Here is an 18,760-nt window from a genome sequence, read left to right on the forward strand (position 1 = left end):
TCAGCGCCGGATCGCCGGTACGTCCTGCGGCTCACGCGGCAATGTGCACAGAGCGATCCGGCGGCCGGGCCGCACATCGAACTCGCCCAGTTCGAGCCAGCCGTTCTTGGCCAAAGCTCTGCGTACCGAGATGTTCTGGTGATCCGGATCGCCCATCAGGCGGCGGCATTCCGGTTCAGCGGCCCAGATGCCCTCGGCCAGGAGGCCGATCCACTTCGACATGACGCCTCGGCCGATCACGTTCTGGTCCGCGGTCGCGATATGGAAAGCCATGTCCCGTGGGTCGGCGTGGTAGAACCGCGCGCACTCGTCCTTCGCCGGCCGGTACAGCTCTACGTAGGCGACTTCGCGTCGGCCGAGTTCTGGCAAGTCGATGGCTGCGAAATCGAAACTGACGATGCATGGTCGCGAGTAAGTTCCGGCGAGCTGTGCGGCGATGTCGGCCCGTCTGCGCTCCGGGGGCCACGGTTGTTCCCAAGTCCGAGCCAGGTGGGGGAGGCTCATCCATTCGGCGATCGTCGCGGGATCGTCGCTGTCGGGATCGGCCACCCGAAGAGCGAACGGCTCGGGGAAATCGGGAATCACAGGTGCTGGGGCGGCGCGGACATCGTCGGGGATATCGGTCAGTTCTCGCTTGAGAACGTACGGCGTTCCAGTCGGATTCATCGTTCGGCGGCTCCTCGGTCGTCGCGGTCACGTTCGGCCGCAGCACTGGGTCTCGGGTTGTCGGTAAGGTTACCCTATGCTAAGGACGCTTCGGGTGGTTGCTCGGATCGACCAGGAATCGAAGCGCATACGTCGGTCCGGACCGCAACGACTGTTCCAGCCGATACCCGTGCTGCGGGAGCCGGCGCTACGCCGAGATCCTCGTGAGGGAGACGCATGCTTTCGAAGCCGGGCGCCGGCCGCGCGCCATCTGACAATTCGCCGGTGCGCCCGGTGCGCCCGGTGCGCCCGGTGCGCCCGGTGCGAGCCGAGCCCGGTGCCGGTATCGACGCGGGAGTTCGCGTGAACACTCTCGCGGTTCGAGATCCCGCCGGTTCGGCCGACGCCGATCTCGGCGGGACGGATGGGCTGACCGCTGACGAGCGACGGCGGGTGCTCGACGAGTGGGCCACCGGTGTGGAATTGCCCGAGGCGCCCGGCATCGCCGACCTGGTTCGCCGGGCTCGGATGATCCCCGGCATTCGTACCGCTATCCGCTGCGACACAGTGACTCTCACCTATAGCGATTTCTTCGCATGGCTGGATATGCCCGCGGTGGAAAGAGTGTCGGTGAACGCGTCGGTCGACCGCTTGGTTCGACTGGTGGCCATGCTCGGCGATGGAGCCATGGCCGTCGCCGGCGGGGCGCCGGAGATCGCTGTGCTGCCCGGTTCGGCACTGGAAGTGGCTGTCGAGGACCGCCGTACGATCGCCGCCGAACGTCGGTATGGAAAACCAGATTGCGTGTGGGGTTCCGCCGACGTGCGGCTGCTCTCCGCAGGGTGGAGCGACGCTCAGGTCACCGTCGAGCTGCTGGCCGCCCTCGCGGACGGTGCGACGTCGGTCGTCGCCACGCAGCCGCAGTGGAGCGACCCGAACGCGGTGGTCGAACTCATTGCGACATCCGCGGTAACCCACGTTACCGCCGACGTGGCTACGGTCGAACGTATCGCTGCCACGGGCGCCGAGCTACCGACGGTACGGCGCTGGGATGTTACCGGGGTCTGCCCTGCGCCACTGCTTTCCGGCCGACTCGTCACACAGTCGACGGAATCGATCGCCACGTTCGGTTATACGGTGCCCGCCTACGCTGGTGCGGTGACGCGCGGCTCGCTGGACGGAACCGGACACACGAGGCCGATCCCAGGCGCCAGAGTGCTGGTCTTGGACGAGTTTCGGCAACCGGTCCCGCCCGGAGTGATCGGCGAGGTCTACGTGGGTGGCGCCGCGCTCGGCGCCGAGGGTGGGAATCCGTCCGCCCGCAACCGTTTCGTGGACGATCCGTTCCTGCCGGAAGGCCGATTGTTTCGAACCGGCGATCGTGCAGGCTGGACCACGGACGGCTCGCTGGAATGCGCTTGCCGCGCTTGCCGTTTCTGATGAGGCGGCGTGATCGCGGTGGCCCAGCCGATCATGATCGGCTGGGCCACCGCCGCGTTGCAGCCGAGTACAGCCCGCTCGGGCTCCTTGCTCTCAGTCGCGGATCGCGGCGAAGATCCGCTGGTCGAGCATGTGCATCGGATGATCGGCGTCGGGCAGCACCAGCATGGGAGTGAACCCTGAACTGGTGAGCTGATCACGCCACTCGTCTTCGGTGAGGAAAATCCGCGCCCCGGCTCGGATGTCGGAACTGCCGGGGTGCGGTTGACCGGGGCCTGCCGACATCAGGAATTTCATGGATGTCAGCAGCTGGAAGTTCGCCCGGCACGCCTCGATGAAGACAACCGCGCCACCGGGGTTGAGCAGGTCGTGTAGCTGGCGGAGAGTTTCGCCGATGTGGTGGGCATTGTGCACGACATTGGCCGCGAGCACGATGTCGTAGGGCGGCTGCTCCCCGAGGTCGGTATTGAGGTCCATGATTCCGTATCGCATCCACGGATATTCGGAGAACCGCTTCTGCGCCGCGGCGAGGAAGAAGGTCGACAGGTCGGTGAAGTGGTAGTCCACGGACAGTCCCGACAGTCCGGCCAGGACATCATTGGTTGTTCCTCCGATACCGGCCCCCAATTCGAGTATCCGGATCGGTGATCGGTCGCGTTCCAGTCGCTCGGCTATGCCCGCGACGATCTCGCGGGCGGCGGTATTGAGATAGCTACTGATGATGTTGTCCCGATATGCGGCTTCGGCGGTGAGCATGTCGCCGTCGGGGAACAACAACTCCTGGACGCGAACGCGGTCCTGCGCGAGTTCGGTCAGGTGCTCATCGGACCGCTGCAGGAAGGTCGCGAACTCGGGCGAGTAGCCCAGGTCGGCGCACACTGCGAACAAGTCGGGACGAGCCGGCGCCGGTACCGGACCCACGGCGCGATAGCCGTGCGCCGGGACGTGCTCGAGACAACCGTGTGTCGTGAGCTCGTCGAGCCAGCGCTGTAGCAACCACCGATGTCGCGGTGCGAATTCCAGACGCGTGGCGATCTCGTCCACGGTGTGGACGGCGCCATCCCGCAGTACCGGATCCAGAGTCTCCATCATCGCTCGCAGCCCGAAGGTGTCCAGATCCGCGCGTGCGGAGCGCATTCGGTCGGGATCCAGATCGGCTGGCACTGCGTGCGCCGCTGCCAGCCGCGCACGCTCGGCGATGTCCACGGGCTTCGTGGCGTGCACTGCTCGCGCCGGGCGCACCGATTCCGCGGGAACGTCGGGCTGTTGGGAGGATACAGGGCGTGCCGGTGTGCCCGTCCTCGCCGGAATCGGCGCGTGCGAACGGACCAGCGCCACGACGTCATCGACGGACGCTCCGCCGAGAAGCTGCGCGACGGGCAGGTCGTGACCGAACTCCCCGTTGACTCGTCGACGGAATTCCAACGCCTGCAGAGAATCCAGACCGATCGCGACCATCGGAACGGAGGTGTCGATCGTAGCGACGCGATCCACACCTATGACCTCTGCCAGCAGCTTCACCATGCGTCGCGGCAAGTTCTCCCCGGCACCGGGTGCATGGTCCGCGGCGGCCGGTGCAGCCAGCTGCGACAGCAGGGGCCCGTATCCGTATGCCTCGAGAGCGGAATGCGCGCGGCTCCAATCGAACGCCGCGACGATGGCGTTCGTGTGGAGTCCATTCGATCCGAGTGCGATCGCGTCAGCGGGATTCATCGGAACGACGCCCGCTCCAGCGAGCTTCGCCGCGCCCGCGGCGCCGAGATCGAGATGTACCGTCCATTGCCCCCACTGCACCGAAACGCAATCGAGTCCCTCGGCCCGCAGCCGGTGCGCCATCGCATCGAGCATCCGGTTGGCGGCCGCGTAGACGACTTGTCCGCGTCCACCGATCGTCGCCGCCATCGAGGAACACAGCAGCACGCGGCAGTTCTGTGCGCGGGGGAGTACCTCCAGCACCTGCGAGATGCCGATGACCTTCGTCCGCAACGCCTGGTCGACCTTCTCGCTGGTGATCTGCGCCAGCTCGACATCCGAATAATCGACCGCGGCATGAATGATCAGATTCGCGGGCGTATCGCGATGTTCTTCCGCCAACCGCGAGACAGCGGACTTGTCGCGTACATCACAGCGTATGGTGCGGATTTCGGCCGTACCCGTCCGGCGAATGCGGGCCAACTGGTCGGCGATCGCCGGGGTCTCACCTGATCTGCCCACCAGCGTGATGCGGCGTGCGCCGTTGCGGGCGAAGTGAGCGCAGAACTCCAGTCCGAGGTTGCCTGTGCCACCGATGATGACGACGTTCTCCGGCCGCGCGCCGAGCGCATCCGGAGTCATCCGTTCCGCCTCGACGAGTCGCTTGGCGTACAAGCTGTCGCCACGCACCGCCAGTTCCGGTTCACCTGCGGTGTGTATCGCCGCGATGATCGCGCCGGCGGAATCCGGTCGCGTCTGTTCGGGCAACAGATCCAGATGGCGGAAGGCGACGCCGGGGTATTCGGCGCCGATGCACCGGAATCCCGCACTGGCCGCGGCGTGCACCGGGTGCGGCGGCGCGTCCTCGGCCACCACAGTTTCTCCGCCGGCCGTCAGCAGCCAGCAATCGGTCACTTCGCCACCCAATCCTGGCCACCACGATCGCAGTCCGAAGAATTCGGCGGTTCGCGCCACGGCGTTGTGGTCGTCCAGCGGCCCGGGGTTGGCGAGCAACACCACGACTGTGTCGACATCACCGCTGTCGCCGTCGTTCTCGATGTCGATCATGCGCGCCGTGGCGCCGTAGTTCTCCGCTTCGGCGCACAGCGCCGAAGCGAGTTCCGCACAGGCGCCGGTGTGATCGATGAGGCCGAGTTTGCGTGGCGGGACCAGTGAGCGTTGCACCAACCGCACCCAATCCTCGACCAGCAGTTGTGCGGGTGTCGCGGCGGCATTCTCCGGGTTGCCGGTGACCTGCTCGGTGACCGATGACGCGGCGGCGTGCTCGGCCGGTGGGGTAACCGGCCCGGCCGATGCGGCCGAGGGGGAGTTGTATGGCAACCACAACCGCAGCTCGTTCATCCGCACATTCGGGAAGTCGGGCAACGGCAGCGGAATCGTTTTCTCGGATTCGGTGCGCAGCCGGTCCCACGAGTAGTCCACGTCGCTGGTCGCCAGAACCGCCAGATTTCGCGCGAATTCGCTCAGATCGGTGGCGGTACGACTGGACGTACCGGTCACCGTAGCGCTGTGCTCGGCCGCGACAACGCTCAGATTCTCCTGGATCGACAGCTGCAACGTCGGATGTTCGGCGAGTTCGACGAAGGTGTCCACCTGTTGTGCGACCGCCGCGGCGATCGCCTTGTCGAATCGGACGATGTTGCGCAGATTCCAGAACCAGTACTCGTCGACGGGCAGGTCGGAGGTGATCGGGCCGCCGAGCGTGGCCCCGATGCACTCGATCTTCGTCTCGCTGAAGTAATGGCTGCTCAGCCTGCTCTTCACCGCATCCCGGACGTCGTCGCCGAGCTGGTTGATCGAACTGGTATGCGCGGGGTACCGGACGCGGATCACCCGGGCGAAGGTGCCACGCTCGGTGAGCGTATCCACGACGTCCTGCACTGTGCCGCGGTCACCCGATATGCCGACCATGTGCGGAGAATTGATCACCGACAACTGCGCCCATCCCGAGCGGCGCGCGAGCAAGTCCTCGCATTCGTCGCGGTCGGCGGCGACGACCGCCATCGCGTAGTCATCGGAGGCGATCCCGTCCACGGCGTGTGCCCGCGTGCCGACGATGAGGATCGCATCGGCCAGCGTCATCTTGCCCGACACATACGCCGCCGCGATCTCGCCCTGGCTGTGCCCGATCGTGACGTCGGGCTCGATGCCCACGGCCCGCCACATCGCGGCGAGCGCGGCCATCTGCAGGAACAGCGCAGGTTGCACGGTTCGCGCGCTGTCGTCGGCCGGGAAATCCTCATCGAGAACGTAGGTCAGCGGCGACGCGCCGAAGAGTTCGTGGAAGACCTCGTCACAGCGGTCGGCTTCGGCACGGAACGCGGGGGAGCCTTCGTAGTAGAGCCTGCCCATTCCGGGGCGCTGACCGCCTTGCCCCGGGAATACGAACGCGCGCCGGCGGGGCGTGGCGGGACCGTCGTTACGGACTACCGCAGGGTACGCAGTGCCCTCCGCGACGGCCCGCAGCGTGGTGGCGAGGTCGTCTCGGCCGGTGACCATAGCTACGGCTCTGTGTCGGCGCGCGACCCGGGTGCGGAACAGCATCTCCGCGACGCGGCGCGGTGATGCCTCGGGACGATCCGTGACGTAGGAGAGGATGGCCGCGGCCTCGTCTCGTAGCAGTTCAGGCGTATCCGCCGACAGGAGAACCGGAATGGTGCCGTCGGGCAGTCGATAGTCAGAAATCGTCGCGCTCCTCACGAACGGGCATCGCAATGATTGCGTGCGCATTGGCTCCGCCTGCGCCGAACGAGGACACGGCGCCGTAGCGCGCGCCGTTCGTCGGCTCCCACGGCAGCAGTTTCGTAGCCAGCCGCAGGCTCGACCGATCCCAATCCACTTTCGTAGTCGGGTTCTCCGAGAACAGGCTCGGCGGGATATGACCGTGCTCGCCGGCCAGCAGCAGCTTGATCAATCCGAGCATTCCCGCTGCGGCCTGCGCGTGTCCGGCGTTCGATTTCACCGAACCCAACAGCACATCGGCTCCCGCGCAGCCGTAGGTATTCTGCAGTGCGGTCAACTCGACCGGGTCGCCGGCGCGAGTAGCGGTGCCGTGCCCCTCGATCATTCCGACTTCGGCGGGGTCGATCCCCGCGATATCGATAGTTTTACGGATCAGCCGTTCCTGGGCATGCGCGCGAGGAACCAGGATGGGCTTCCCTTTGCCATTGTGGTTGGTAGCGGTGGCCAGGATGCGACCGTAGATCCGGTGTCCCAGCCGACGGGCGCGCGACTCGGGCTCGACGAGCACCACACCCGCGCCTTCACTCCACAGAGTGCCGGTGGCGTCGTCGGCGTACGACCGGCAATGCCCATCAGCCGAAAGGGCGTTGTTCTTCGCGAATTCGTAGAACGCCACCGGCGATCCCATCACGCAGACGGCGCCGGCGAGCGCCCATTCGCATTCTCCCGCTCGTACTGCCGCGGCCGCAAGATGCAATGCGGTCAATGACGACGCGCAGGCGGAGTCGATACACATCGACGGTCCGCCCAGACCCAGGCAGTGTGAGATCCGGCCCGCGACGCCCAGTTGTCCGAAGCCGACGATCCGATGTCCGCTGTAGGCGTTGACCTCCGCGCCTCGCGGGCCGTATTCCATCGGAGATGCGCCGATGAAGCAGCCGCCGTCCTCGCCGTCGAGCGCGCCGGGATTGATTCCGGCGTTTTCCAGTGCCTTCCACGCAACCCGCATGCCGACCCGCTGCTGTGGGTCCATCGCAATGGCTTCCCGTTGCGTGATGCCGAAGAAGGAGGGATCGAAGGCCGCTGCGCCGTCGAGGAATCCGCCCGCGTCGCGGACCTGTCCCCATCCGTCGATGCGGGAAACGGACAGCAGATCATCGAGCGGCCAACCCCGGTCGCGCGGGAACGGGCCGACCAGTTCCCTCGATTCGGCAAGCGCGGACCAGAACGAACGAGGGCTGTCGATTCCGCCCGGCGCCTCGACGGCCATTCCGGAAATGACTATTCCTTCACGGCTCTCGGCCGTCGCTGTTGTCATGACAGATCCCCGTTACTCACGCTGTCCGCTCGGGTTGCGCGCACGGCGCCAACAAATCCGCGATAGCGCCGGCGTGGTCGTTCAGATAGAAGTGTCCCCCGTCGAACATCGTGACCTCTATTTCCTCGGCGTGTTTGGCCCAGCCGTAGAGATCTCGCATCGTGACGACCGGATCCTGATCACCGCAGATCGCGTGGATGCGCGTTGTCACCTTGACGGTTTCGGCGCAGGAATAGGCATCGAATGCCTGGTAGTCGCGTTTGATGACCGGCAGCGCCATCTTCATGACCTCCCGGTTGGCGAAGACATCGGCGCTGGTGCCTTCCAACATGCCGAGGTGATCGAGTATTTCCTGGTCCTCGGTCGGATGCGGTGGTTTGTCCGCGGCGTGGCAGGGCGCGACCGCCGCCGAGATCGTGAGTTGTCGCACGTCGACACCGGCGGCTTCGGCAAGCCGGACGAACTCGAACGAGATCAGCGCTCCCATGCTGTGGCCGAATGTGATGATCGGGACACCGCGGTTGTATTCCGATTGCCGGAATTCGGCGAAGGCCCCTGCGGCGATTTCCGGGAGGGTGGCCAACGCCGGCTCTGTCGCTCGATCCTGGCGCCCCGGGTATTGGAAGACGATGACGTCGAAATTCCTGCTCAATGCCTGAGAGAAGACGCGGTAGGAGGATGCGCCGGCGCCCGCGTGCGGAAAGATCAAGAGTGGGAGGAGTTCAGCTGAATTCGGCTTGTGGAACTGCCTGATCCAACTCGGTCTGCGCTGCATGTACTACTCCACATCTCGATCGCTCTCGCTCGACGATCCGCACAGGAGGGCCGCACATCGAGCGCCGGAATCGAAATCCCGTGCCCTCCCGCATACGGTCCGCTGTGGCGAGCCTCGAGCCGAATGGTAGGTAAGGCTATCATAACTTGGACGACTGTACGTGTCTGCGCGGGTATTGCGTTGCGGGCCATGGATCTCCGCGTTCCGGCGGGCCATCGGGTCGCCGCCGGACCTGGTCGGAAGCGGACCGCCTGGCGGGGCAATATTGTGTAGGCTAACCTAAGTCGCTAGGTTGAGCGGGCCTGAGGGATATCAGGTGCAAGGCAACAGGTAGGTGAGTTCGATCCGCACTTTCGTTGTGGTGCTGATGTCCGAGAACAACCGCTGAGGAGTCGGCTTCATGTCGGAGAAGACACAAGCGCCCGTGGCCGCGCGTGATTCGGCGGCGCTGCCGGAAATCGAGGACGTGCTCGCGTTGAGCCCGTTGCAGGAGGGCCTGTTCTCCCTGGCCGAATTGGCCGGCGCGGACGATCTCTACATCATGCAGATCGAGATCGAGATCACCGGTCCGGTCGATGTGGCGCTGTTGCGCCGCAGCGTCGAGGCGATCGTGCGGCGGCACGCCAACCTGCGTGCGGTGTTCTGGGACCGGGATCTGCCCAGGCCGGTGCAGATCGTGCCGGGCTCCATCGAGCTGCCGTGGTTCGAACGTGCGGCTGACGCACGGGGATTCGCCGCCATCGCGGAATCGGAAGCGCGTCGCGGTTTCGACTTGGAGCGCGGCCCGGCCTTGCGGGTCGTGCTCGCGACGCTGCCCGACGGGTCGCGCAGGATGATTCTGACCGCGCATCACATCCTGATGGACGGATGGTCACTCGGCGTGTTCTTCCGCGAGGTCTTCGCGGTGTATCAGGCGGGTGGGTCAGCCGCCGCGCTGCCCGCGCCCCGGCCCTACCGCGACTACATCGGCTGGCTTTCGGCCCGCGACAGCGACGCCGACCTGCGCCTGTGGGCCGAGTACCTCGGCGATGTCGAGCCGCTCATCCTCGGTGACCGCTCATCATCGATCGTCAACACGATCGTGCCGGAAGTTCACAAGCTGACGCTCGACGCGGTCGACACCGGCCGGGTACGGCGCTGGGCGGGCGCGCACGGACTGACCATGAACACCGTGGTGCAGTTCGCCTGGGCTCTCGTGCTGGGCAGGCTCACCGACCGTCGCGAAGTGGTGTTCGGCACCACCGTCTCGGGACGACCCGATGAACTGTCCGGCGTAGAGACGATGATCGGGCTGTTCATCAACACCATCCCCGTGCGAATCCAGCTGGGCACGGGAGAATTCGATGCCGACCGGGTCGCCGGAACCTGCGCACAGCTACAGCGCGAGGCGGCGGCGATGCGGGACATCGGTTACTTGAGCTTGTCGACCATCCAGCGCGCGGTAGGCCGAGGTGCGCTCTTCGACACCCTTTTCGTCTTCGAGAACGCCCCGGTCGCCGACGTGTTCGGGACGATCACCACGACCGATGGCGCCCGATTCCAGATGTCGGTATCGCAAGGCCTCACTCACTACCCGCTGGCGGTGGTGTCGTATCTGCTGAACGGCGAGTTGTCGGTGGGAGTCGAGGCCGTCCCCGCGTTGCTCGGCCAGCTGTCGGTCTCGGATCTGGTCGCCCGGCTCGTCTCCGTCCTGCGTCGGCTGCCAACCCTCGGCGAGGCGGATCGGGGTGCGTTGGATGTGCTGTTGCCGCACGAACGTCCAAGACCTCCGGAGCGAACGGCGCAGGACGTACTCGGCGCGACGGTGCCGGAGCTGTTCGCCCGTCAGGTCGCGGCGACGCCGGACGCTCTCGCACTGACCACCGAGAACGAGCGGTACACCTACCGCGAGTTGTCCGAGTCCGCGTCCCGCTTGGCGACTGCGTTGACACAGCGCGGGATAGGCGCCGAAGACGTCGTCGCACTTGCCTTGCCGCGATCCGCGCGGTCGATCGTAGCGATCCTGGGGGTGCTCGCCACCGGGGCCGCGTACGTTCCGGTCGACATCGACCTCCCTGCCTCGCGCATCGAATCCATTGTGCGCCAATCCAAGCCGTGCCTTGCGCTGGTGGACGGCGGGGGCGCCGCCGCGCTGGCGGAAGTCGCCGGCCTTCCCTCCGTGCTCGCAGTGAGCGACGCGCTCGACACGCCAGGTCCGGCGATGGACTCACCAGCGTTCGAGCCCGCGCAGTGTGCCTACTTGATCTTCACGTCCGGTTCGACAGGAGAGCCCAAGGGCGTGATGGGTACCCACGCGGCGCTGGCGAGCTACTTCGCCGACCACCGCGACCGGGTCTACCGGCCCGCGGTGGCTCGATTGGGTCGGCCGTTGCGGATCGCGCACGCCTGGTCGTTGAGTTTCGACGCCTCCTGGCAGCCGCTGATCGGGTTGCTCGACGGCCATACGATCCACCTGTTCGATGCCGAGGACATGCGGGACGCGCAACGGCTCGTCGACGGCATGAACCGGCACCGAGTGGACATGATCGACACGACCCCTTCGATGTTCGCTCAGTTGGCGGCAGCCGGGTTGATCGATGATCGTGGCACCGCCGGACCTGCGGTCCTGGCGTTGGGTGGCGAGGCGATCGGCGTGCCGTTGTGGAAACAGCTGTGCGCGCTGCCGAATATCGCGGTGTACAACTGCTACGGGCCTACCGAGACGACGGTCGAGGCCGTGGTCGCCTCCGTGGCCGACGCCGCCGCGACGCCGGCGATCGGCGCTCCGACCGCGGGTATGACCGGATACGTCCTCGATTCGGGGCTTCGGGCGGTCCCGGACGGTGTCGTCGGTGAGCTCTATCTGTCCGGCACGCAGCTGGCCCGCGGCTACGTGGGGAAGTCGGGTGTCACCGCGGAACGATTCGTCGCGGACCCTTTCCGCCCCGGTGAGCGGATGTATCGCACCGGAGATCTGGTGCGGCGGTTGTCCTCCGGTGCTCTGGCGTATCTCGGACGCGCGGACGGCCAAGTGAAGATTCGCGGCTACCGCATCGAGATCGGTGACATCGAAACCGCGCTGCTGTCGTCTCCGCGGGTGCGTGCGGCCGCGGTGATCGCGGTACGTCGCCCGAGCGGGCCGACCCTGGTTGGGTTCGTGGTCGGCGCGGACTGCACGACCACGCAGGTGCGCGCAGACCTCGCCGAGCGCCTGCCCGCATACATGATTCCGCAGCGCATTCTGGCTCTCGACGCCCTCCCGGTGACCCCCAACGGCAAGCTCGACGCCCGGCAACTGGAGGCGATAGCGCGGGAAGCGCTGTCCGGCGCAGGGGCAGAAGCCCCGAAGACCGAGACCGAACGGAGCCTCTGCACTGTGGTCGCCGAACTGACCGGGGGCGCGAAGCCCGGTGTCGAGGAGGATCTGGTCGAGTTCGGCCTCGACAGTATCGTCGCCATCTCATTGGTGAACGCCCTGCGCGGGAGGGGAATATCGACCAGCCCGCGGATGGTGCTCACCGCGGGCACGATCCGGGAACTGGCCGCGCAGATCGATTCCGGAGCGACACCGAGCCGCGCGGCCACGGCGGAGGACTACGGCGCCGTCGGCCGAGTTCCCATCCTGTCGTGGATGCACGAGCACGGCGGATATCGCAGATTGTCGCTGTGCACCCTGCTGGAGCTTCCCCAGGAAATCGACCAGCCGACACTGACGGCCGCCCTGCAGTCCGTCCTGGACGGGCACGACCTGTTGCGGTCCCGCTTCAGCGAGACCGCCACCGGATACGACCTGCACACCCGCGAGCCGGGTTGTGTCCGCGCGGCCGAGATCCTGACTCGGGTGGAGGAGGGCGCGGACTTCCGGGAGACCCTCGCGACCCACGCGCGCAGCGCCGCGGCGCAGATCGACCCGCTCGCCGGTGACCTGGTGCGCGCGGTCTGGTTCACCCGATCCGAGGCTCCCGACCTGCTCCTGCTTTCGATTCATCACGTCGCGGTCGACCCGGTTTCCTGGTACATCATCTGCGCCGATCTAGCTGAGAGCTGGGCCCGGTTCACCCCGCAGGACCATACCGCCGCCGCGCGGATCTCGGCCTTGGATACACCGGGCGAGTACACCGGATACCGCTTGTGGGCGGAGCGGATCCGGGCGCGCGCCGGCGCGCCGGACGTTGCCGCACAGCGCGAATACTGGCTGCGCCAGTCCGCCGGACCGGATCCGGTGCTCGGTGCTCGGCGTCCCGATCCGAAGACCGACACGCTGTCCTCGTGTCACGTCCACCCCGTGCTGGTCCCGGTCGAGACTACGGCCGCGATTCTCGATGGCCTCGTCGGCGAGCTCGGCGTCCGCGAGTTCCTTCTCGCCGCGCTCACCATGACTTTGGCGACTTGGCGCGTCTCGCGTGGCCAGGATCCGACCGGCGGGGCATATGTCGCGATGGAAGGCCACGGTCGAGAAGACGGGTTGCTCGGCGAAGATATCGATACGTCGCGCACGGTCGGTTGGTTCACGAGCATATTCCCGGCGCGCTTCGGGGCGGGTACGGATTACGTGGATATTGTCGCGGCACAGGACGAACCGGCCAACGCGAGGGCACTGATCGATGCCATCGCCGCACAGCTGGCCGAGATCCCGAATCGGGGTCTGGATTACGGCGTGCTTCGCTATCTCGAGGAAGTACCCGAACTCGTCGGTGCACCGGAGCCGCAGGTGCTGTTCGACTATCTCGGGCGCCTCGATCTCGTCGGTGCGAACAAGCCGTGGACGCCGGTGACCGATACCGACCTGCTCGAGCGACTTCCGATGTCACCCGAACCCGCATTCCCGCTTCGGCACGCGATCGACGTGATCGCGGCCGTGCACGCGACCCCGGCGGGCCCGCAGTTGGTCACTCTGCTGCGCTGGAGCGACGCCGTGTTCACCGAAGCCGACGTGCATCGGTTCGCCGGAATATGGCGCGCCGCCGTCGCATCGCTCGAACGCGCGTTGTCGCCGATCTCGGTCGACCGCACAGCGGTTTCCGACCTGTGATCCGCCGGCCCGCAAGCTCCCCCGTCGATTGAAGGACGACCATGTCAGAAGATATTCTCGAGCGTCGGAAGCAACTACTGCAGCAGCGACTGCGTGCGCAGAACCTGCAGGCGCCTACACCGACAACCGTGCCTGCCCGAAGCGGTGGCGAGCCGAGCCCGCTTTCGGCCGCGCAGCGCCGCATGTGGTTCGTGCAGCAGCTCGATCCCGACGACACCACGCTGAACGTGTGCGTCGCTTACCGCTTGGACGGTGAGCTGGAGCCCGAACGGCTCCGTGCGGCGTGCGCCACCGTGGTGGCCCGGCACGAGATCCTGCGTACCACCTACCACGTCGACAAGTCCGGCGAGCCGTATCAGGTCTCTCGCGCCGAGGCCGAGTTCTCCTGGCAGGAGCATGACCTCACCGAACTGCCGGAAAGCGGCCGGAGCCGGCGGATCGAAGTACTCGCGCGCCGGGAGTTCGCTCGTCCCTTCGACCTGTCCTCCGATTCGCCACTGCGTGCGACGCTGGTGCGTACCGGCGCGGCCGAGCACGTCCTCATCTTGGTCGTCCATCACATCAGCTGGGACGACGATTCCTGGCCGGTGTTCTTCGCCGAGATGAACGCGGGCTATCGCGATGCCGTGCTGCCGGAGATCCGCGCGCAATACGTGGATGTCGACGCTGCCGGGCAGGACGGGGAAATCGTCGCCGCCGATCTGGATTATTGGCGCGCCGAGTTGATTCCTCTGCCCGAGCGACTAGAGCTGCCAGGCAAACACGCGGGAAGCGCGCGGTCGAAGAACGCGGGCCGTTGTGTGCGACGACTGGCGCCGGAGCTTCTGAGCAGGGTCGCCGCCATCGGGCGGGAGCACTCGGCGAGCCCGTTCACCGTCCTGCTGACGGCTTTCGAGGCAGTGGTGCATCGCTACACGGCGGCGACGGATTTCCTCGTATCGGTACCGGTGACCAACCGCACCGGCCGCGGCGCCGAGGCCCTCATCGGCTACTTCGGTAACACGGTGCTGATCCGCGCTACCCCCGATGGTGACGAGACCTTCGCCACCCTTCTCGATGCGACCAAAGCCACCTCCCTCGACGCATTCGCACACCAGCGTGCCGGCGTAGATCAGGTGATCCACGCGGTGAGCCCCGAACGAGTGGCCGGACGAGACGGCTTGGCACAGCTCGTCCAGCTGAGTTTCACCACGCGCAGCGCCGCCAATGGGTTCCGACTCCCCGGAATCGAGTGCACCGAATTGGCGCTGGGCAGCGCGGTCGCCCAAGAGGAACTGGGCCTGATGGTGATTCTCGATGACGCGGAGCCTCGCGTCGAGGCCACCTATCTGATCGACGAACTGGACGAGCGCCTCATCGAGCAGTTCCTCGACCACTACATTCAGCTGCTCGACAGCGCACTGCGCGAGCCGAACCGGCGCCTGCACGACATCGACATGCTCGGCGCCGATCGCGCCGACGTCCTCGAAGCCTCGCATGGCACGCTCGTCCCCGAGCGCCCGACCACGGTGGTCGCCCTGCTGGAGGACCAGGTCGCCGCGATGCCCGAACGTGTCGCGGTGGCTTCGGACGAGGTCGAACTCAGCTTCCACACGCTGAACCAGCGTGCGAATCGGCTGGCGCACTGGCTGATCAGCCACGGTATCGGCGCCGAGGATATCGTCGCGCTGAGAATGGCGACCTCCGTCGAATTCGTCGTCGGGACCGTGGCCACGCTCAAGGCAGGCGCGGCCTATCTGCCGATCGATCCCGCCTACCCGGAGGAGCGGATCGACTATCTGCTCGGCGACGCCAGGCCGAGACTCACCCTCGATGCCGAGGCATTCGCTGCGGCGGAAGGGGCCGCGGCGGCGCTGCCCGACACGAATCCGCTCGATTCGCAACGGGTTGCTCCGTTGCGACCGTCGAACACCGCGTACGTGATCTACACCTCTGGTTCCACCGGCAGGCCGAAAGGTGTCTGCGTTCCACACGAGGCGATCGCCGAGCATCTGACGAGCTTCGTCGCGCAGTGGGACCTCACCGCGCAGGACCGGGTATTGCAATCGACCTCGGTGAGTTTCGACGCATCGGTGGCGGACATCTTCCTCACCTTGGTGGCGGGCGCACGGGTGGTCATCCCGAAACCGCACGCCTACCGCGATATTCCCTACGTCGCGGACCTGGTAACCCGCCACGAGATATCAGTGCTGCACATGGTGCCCTCGATGCTGGCGACCTTTCTGATGCTCCCCGACGTCAATGACTGGCGGACACTCCGGCACGTCCCGGTGGGCGGCGAGGCGTTGCCTGGCGAGGTTGCCGACCGGTTCACCTCGCTCTTCGACGCCGAGTTGCGCAACCATTACGGGCCCACCGAAGCGGTTGTGTGCTCCACGCACATGGCGGTCGAGGGACCGCAGGGTACCGGGATCGTGCCGATCGGCGTTCCGAATCGCAACGTCTACGTCTACCTTCTCGATGATTCCTTGCAATTGGTGCCCAACGGCGTGGTCGGCGAGATCTACCTCGGCGGTCGCCAGCTGGCCCGCGGCTATCTGCATCGCCCCGGCCTGACCGCGGAACGCTTCGTCGCCGATCCGTTCCTGCCGGGCGGACGGCTGTACCGCACCGGAGACCTCGCCCGCCGCAACGCCGCCGGCGAGCTCGAATTCGTCGGCCGCGCGGACGAACAGGTCAAGGTGCGCGGATATCGGATCGAGCTAGGCGAGGTGGAAGCCGCGCTCACCGACCACAACGATGTCGCACACGCCGTCGTGGTGGTCACCGAGCACGAGTCGCTCGGTCCCATTCTCGCGGCCTACCTCGTGCCCGTGCCGGCCGCCGACCTCGACATCGACGCGGTCCGCGCGCATATCGCGGCAACATTGCCCGAGTACATGGTCCCGATGGCATTCACGGTGATCGACGAAATCCCGCTCACCGCGCACGGGAAACTCGACAAGCGCGCGCTGCCGACACCCGCACCGACGCTGGCGCGCACCTACCGGGAGCCACGGACGCCGACCGAGATCCGGGTGGCCGACCTCTACCGCAAGCTGTTCGACCGCGACCGGATCGGTGCCGACGACTCCTTCTTCGAACTCGGTGGCCACTCGCTGCTGGCGGCGCGGCTGATCTCGATGATCCGTGCGGAGTTCGGTATCGAGATCGACATGCGGGTTCCGTTCGACACCCCGACCGTCACCGGGCTGAGCGCGCATCTTGTCGCCCAGTTCCTCGACGAGTTCGGCGTCGACATCGATGAGGTCGCCGCATTCGACGAGCCGGGCGGTGAACCGGCCGGGGAGACCGAGACCGTTGCCGAGGCTCGGATATCCGCCCGGCCGGATCTGGTGCGACGGCCGCGGCCGGAACATATCCCGCTGTCCTACTCGCAACGGGTGTACTGGTTGCAGCGGCGGCTCGAGGGCGCGATCGACGGCGAGAACGTCGCTTATCCGCTCCGTTTCGACGGTCCGCTCGACCTCGAAGCCCTCCGTAGCGCCATCGATGACGTCGTGGCCCGCCACGAGTCGCTGCGCACCACGTTCCCGGAGCACGAAGGAACGCCGTACCAGCAGGTGCACCCGGCCGGCCCGGTGCCGGTGCCCACCATCGAACTCGGCGGTGGGGCGCTCGATGCCGCCGCCGAACTCGAGGGGGAGCTGGCACAGGACGCGACTTACGTCTTCGATCTGCAAGGCGAACCGCTGTTGCGACTTCGCCTGTTCATCCTCGATCCGCAGACGCATGTGCTATCGATCCTGATGCACCACATCATCGCCGACCGGCGCTCATGCCAGATCTTCGTCGCCGATCTCACGCGGGCTTATCGCGCCCGGTTGCGCGGCGAATCGCCGGACTGGCCGGAACTCGGCATCCAGTTCGCCGATTTCGCGATGTGGGAGCGCGAGGTCTTCGACCGAGGGCCGGGGCGCGGCGAGGTCAGCGCGTACGGGCAGGCGTTGCTCGATGATTGGCGCGAGGCGCTGGCCGGAATGCCGGACGAGATCGCCGTCGCCCACGACCGGCCGCGTCCACCGGTGCTCGGACACAACGGCCTGAGTACCACCAGGGTCGTCCCCGCGGCCACCTGGCAGATCGCCAAGGCGCATGCCGAGGCGGCCGGCGCGACCGACTTCATGCTGTGCCAGGCGGTGAGTGCCGCGACCGTGCACGCGCTCGGTGGGGGCGAGGACCTGCCGATCGGCGTCGCCGTAGCGAATCGCCTCGACGCGGTGACCGAGGACATGATCGGGCTGTTCGCCAATATGGTGGTACTGCGCAACGACCTATCCGGTGACCCGACGCCGCGCGCGGTGCTCGGCAGGGTGCGTGACTCGGCGCTGGACGCCATCACCAGGCAGGGCGTGCCCTTCGAGCGGTTGGTCGAAACGCTCAACCCGCCCCGGTCGCTCTCTCGCAATCCGCTGTTCCAGGTGGTGATGCATTTCCGCACCCGCGTGCAGCCGACCGACCTCACCGAGGACGGCGCGACGGTCGTGACCAGTATCGCCAAGTACTACGAAGTCTCGTTCATGGACTTCCACCTCGACTACACCGCGGAGGCCAATGGTGACCTGACGGCGCGGGTCGTGGTCAATTCGGATCTCTATGACGCGACGACCGGCGAGATCTTCGCTGATGTGCTGGTGAAGGTGATCGAAGCCTTCACCGAGCAGCCCGATCGAGCGCTCGGTGAACTGGATATCCTGCCGGATGGCTGGGATGCCACCAGATCTGTCGTACATCAGGCATCGACCGCGGTGGCGTCCGATCATCGGGTCGAAACCGCGGCCGCATCGCTGGAAACCGATACCGAGCGCACCCTGGCTTCGATTCTCGAACAGCTTCTCGACATCACCGATATCGGTCGTGAAGACGGCTTCTTCGCACTCGGCGGCGACAGTGTCATCGCGATCCAATGGGCCGCCAGGGCCGGCGAGGCAGGGCTACCGCTGGCGCCACAGATGGTGTTCGAGTATTTCACCATCGCGGAGCTGGCCGCCGCGGTGGACGACGCCATCGCGAATCCGCCCACCGCCGAGTCCTCCGAGCCGGAAAAGGAGGATCGCCATCACGCCCCGATGTCGGTTTCCGGCCTCGATGACGACGCGCTGCGGGCATTGCGCGAATCCTGGTCGGCGCGAGGCTGACCGCCCGCGTTACCGAAAGACGAGGTCCCAGCGCTTTT

At 66.5% G+C, this 18,760-nt stretch carries 7 protein-coding genes; 3 read left to right on the top strand and 4 right to left on the bottom strand.

Features of this window, described 5'->3' with window-relative positions; genetic code table 11:
• A complete protein-coding gene (locus M8859_RS09315; RefSeq protein WP_195071289.1) occupies positions 1–666 on the bottom strand; it encodes a GNAT family N-acetyltransferase in 666 nt (221 codons plus the stop codon).
• 264 nt (positions 667–930) lie between these two features.
• Between M8859_RS09315 and M8859_RS09320 the strand changes: the two genes are divergently transcribed.
• Positions 931–2,085, top strand: a complete 1,155-nt coding sequence (locus tag M8859_RS09320; protein WP_249644096.1) for an AMP-binding protein — start codon at positions 931–933, stop codon at positions 2,083–2,085.
• Between the two features lie 93 nt (positions 2,086–2,178).
• Here the strand turns inward: M8859_RS09320 and nbtC are convergent, their stop codons facing one another.
• Genes nbtC through M8859_RS09340 form a run of 3 tightly spaced genes read right to left on the bottom strand, consistent with a single transcriptional unit; the run spans position 2,179 to position 8,573 of the window.
• Complete coding sequence (gene nbtC, locus M8859_RS09330; RefSeq protein ID WP_443678224.1) at positions 2,179–6,420, bottom strand: nocobactin polyketide synthase NbtC; 4,242 nt, start codon at positions 6,418–6,420, stop codon at positions 2,179–2,181.
• Between the two features lie 55 nt (positions 6,421–6,475).
• Positions 6,476–7,798 (bottom strand): beta-ketoacyl [acyl carrier protein] synthase domain-containing protein, encoded by a 1,323-nt coding sequence (locus tag M8859_RS09335; protein WP_249644097.1) that lies wholly within the window; start codon positions 7,796–7,798, stop codon positions 6,476–6,478.
• 16 nt (positions 7,799–7,814) lie between these two features.
• A complete protein-coding gene (locus M8859_RS09340) occupies positions 7,815–8,573 on the bottom strand; it encodes a thioesterase II family protein (protein WP_195071285.1) in 759 nt (252 codons plus the stop codon).
• A gap of 400 nt (positions 8,574–8,973) precedes the next feature.
• On the opposite strand from M8859_RS09340, the gene M8859_RS09345 reads away from it, so the two are divergent.
• Both M8859_RS09345 and M8859_RS09350 read left to right on the top strand, forming a co-directional pair.
• On the top strand, positions 8,974–13,584 hold the full coding sequence (locus M8859_RS09345; protein WP_249644098.1) for a non-ribosomal peptide synthetase: 4,611 nt from the start codon (positions 8,974–8,976) through the stop codon (positions 13,582–13,584).
• A gap of 41 nt (positions 13,585–13,625) precedes the next feature.
• On the top strand, positions 13,626–18,722 hold the full coding sequence (locus M8859_RS09350) for a non-ribosomal peptide synthetase (protein ID WP_249644099.1): 5,097 nt from the start codon (positions 13,626–13,628) through the stop codon (positions 18,720–18,722).
• Positions 18,723–18,760 lie beyond the last annotated feature (38 nt).

Source organism: Nocardia sputi (assembly GCF_023501985.1).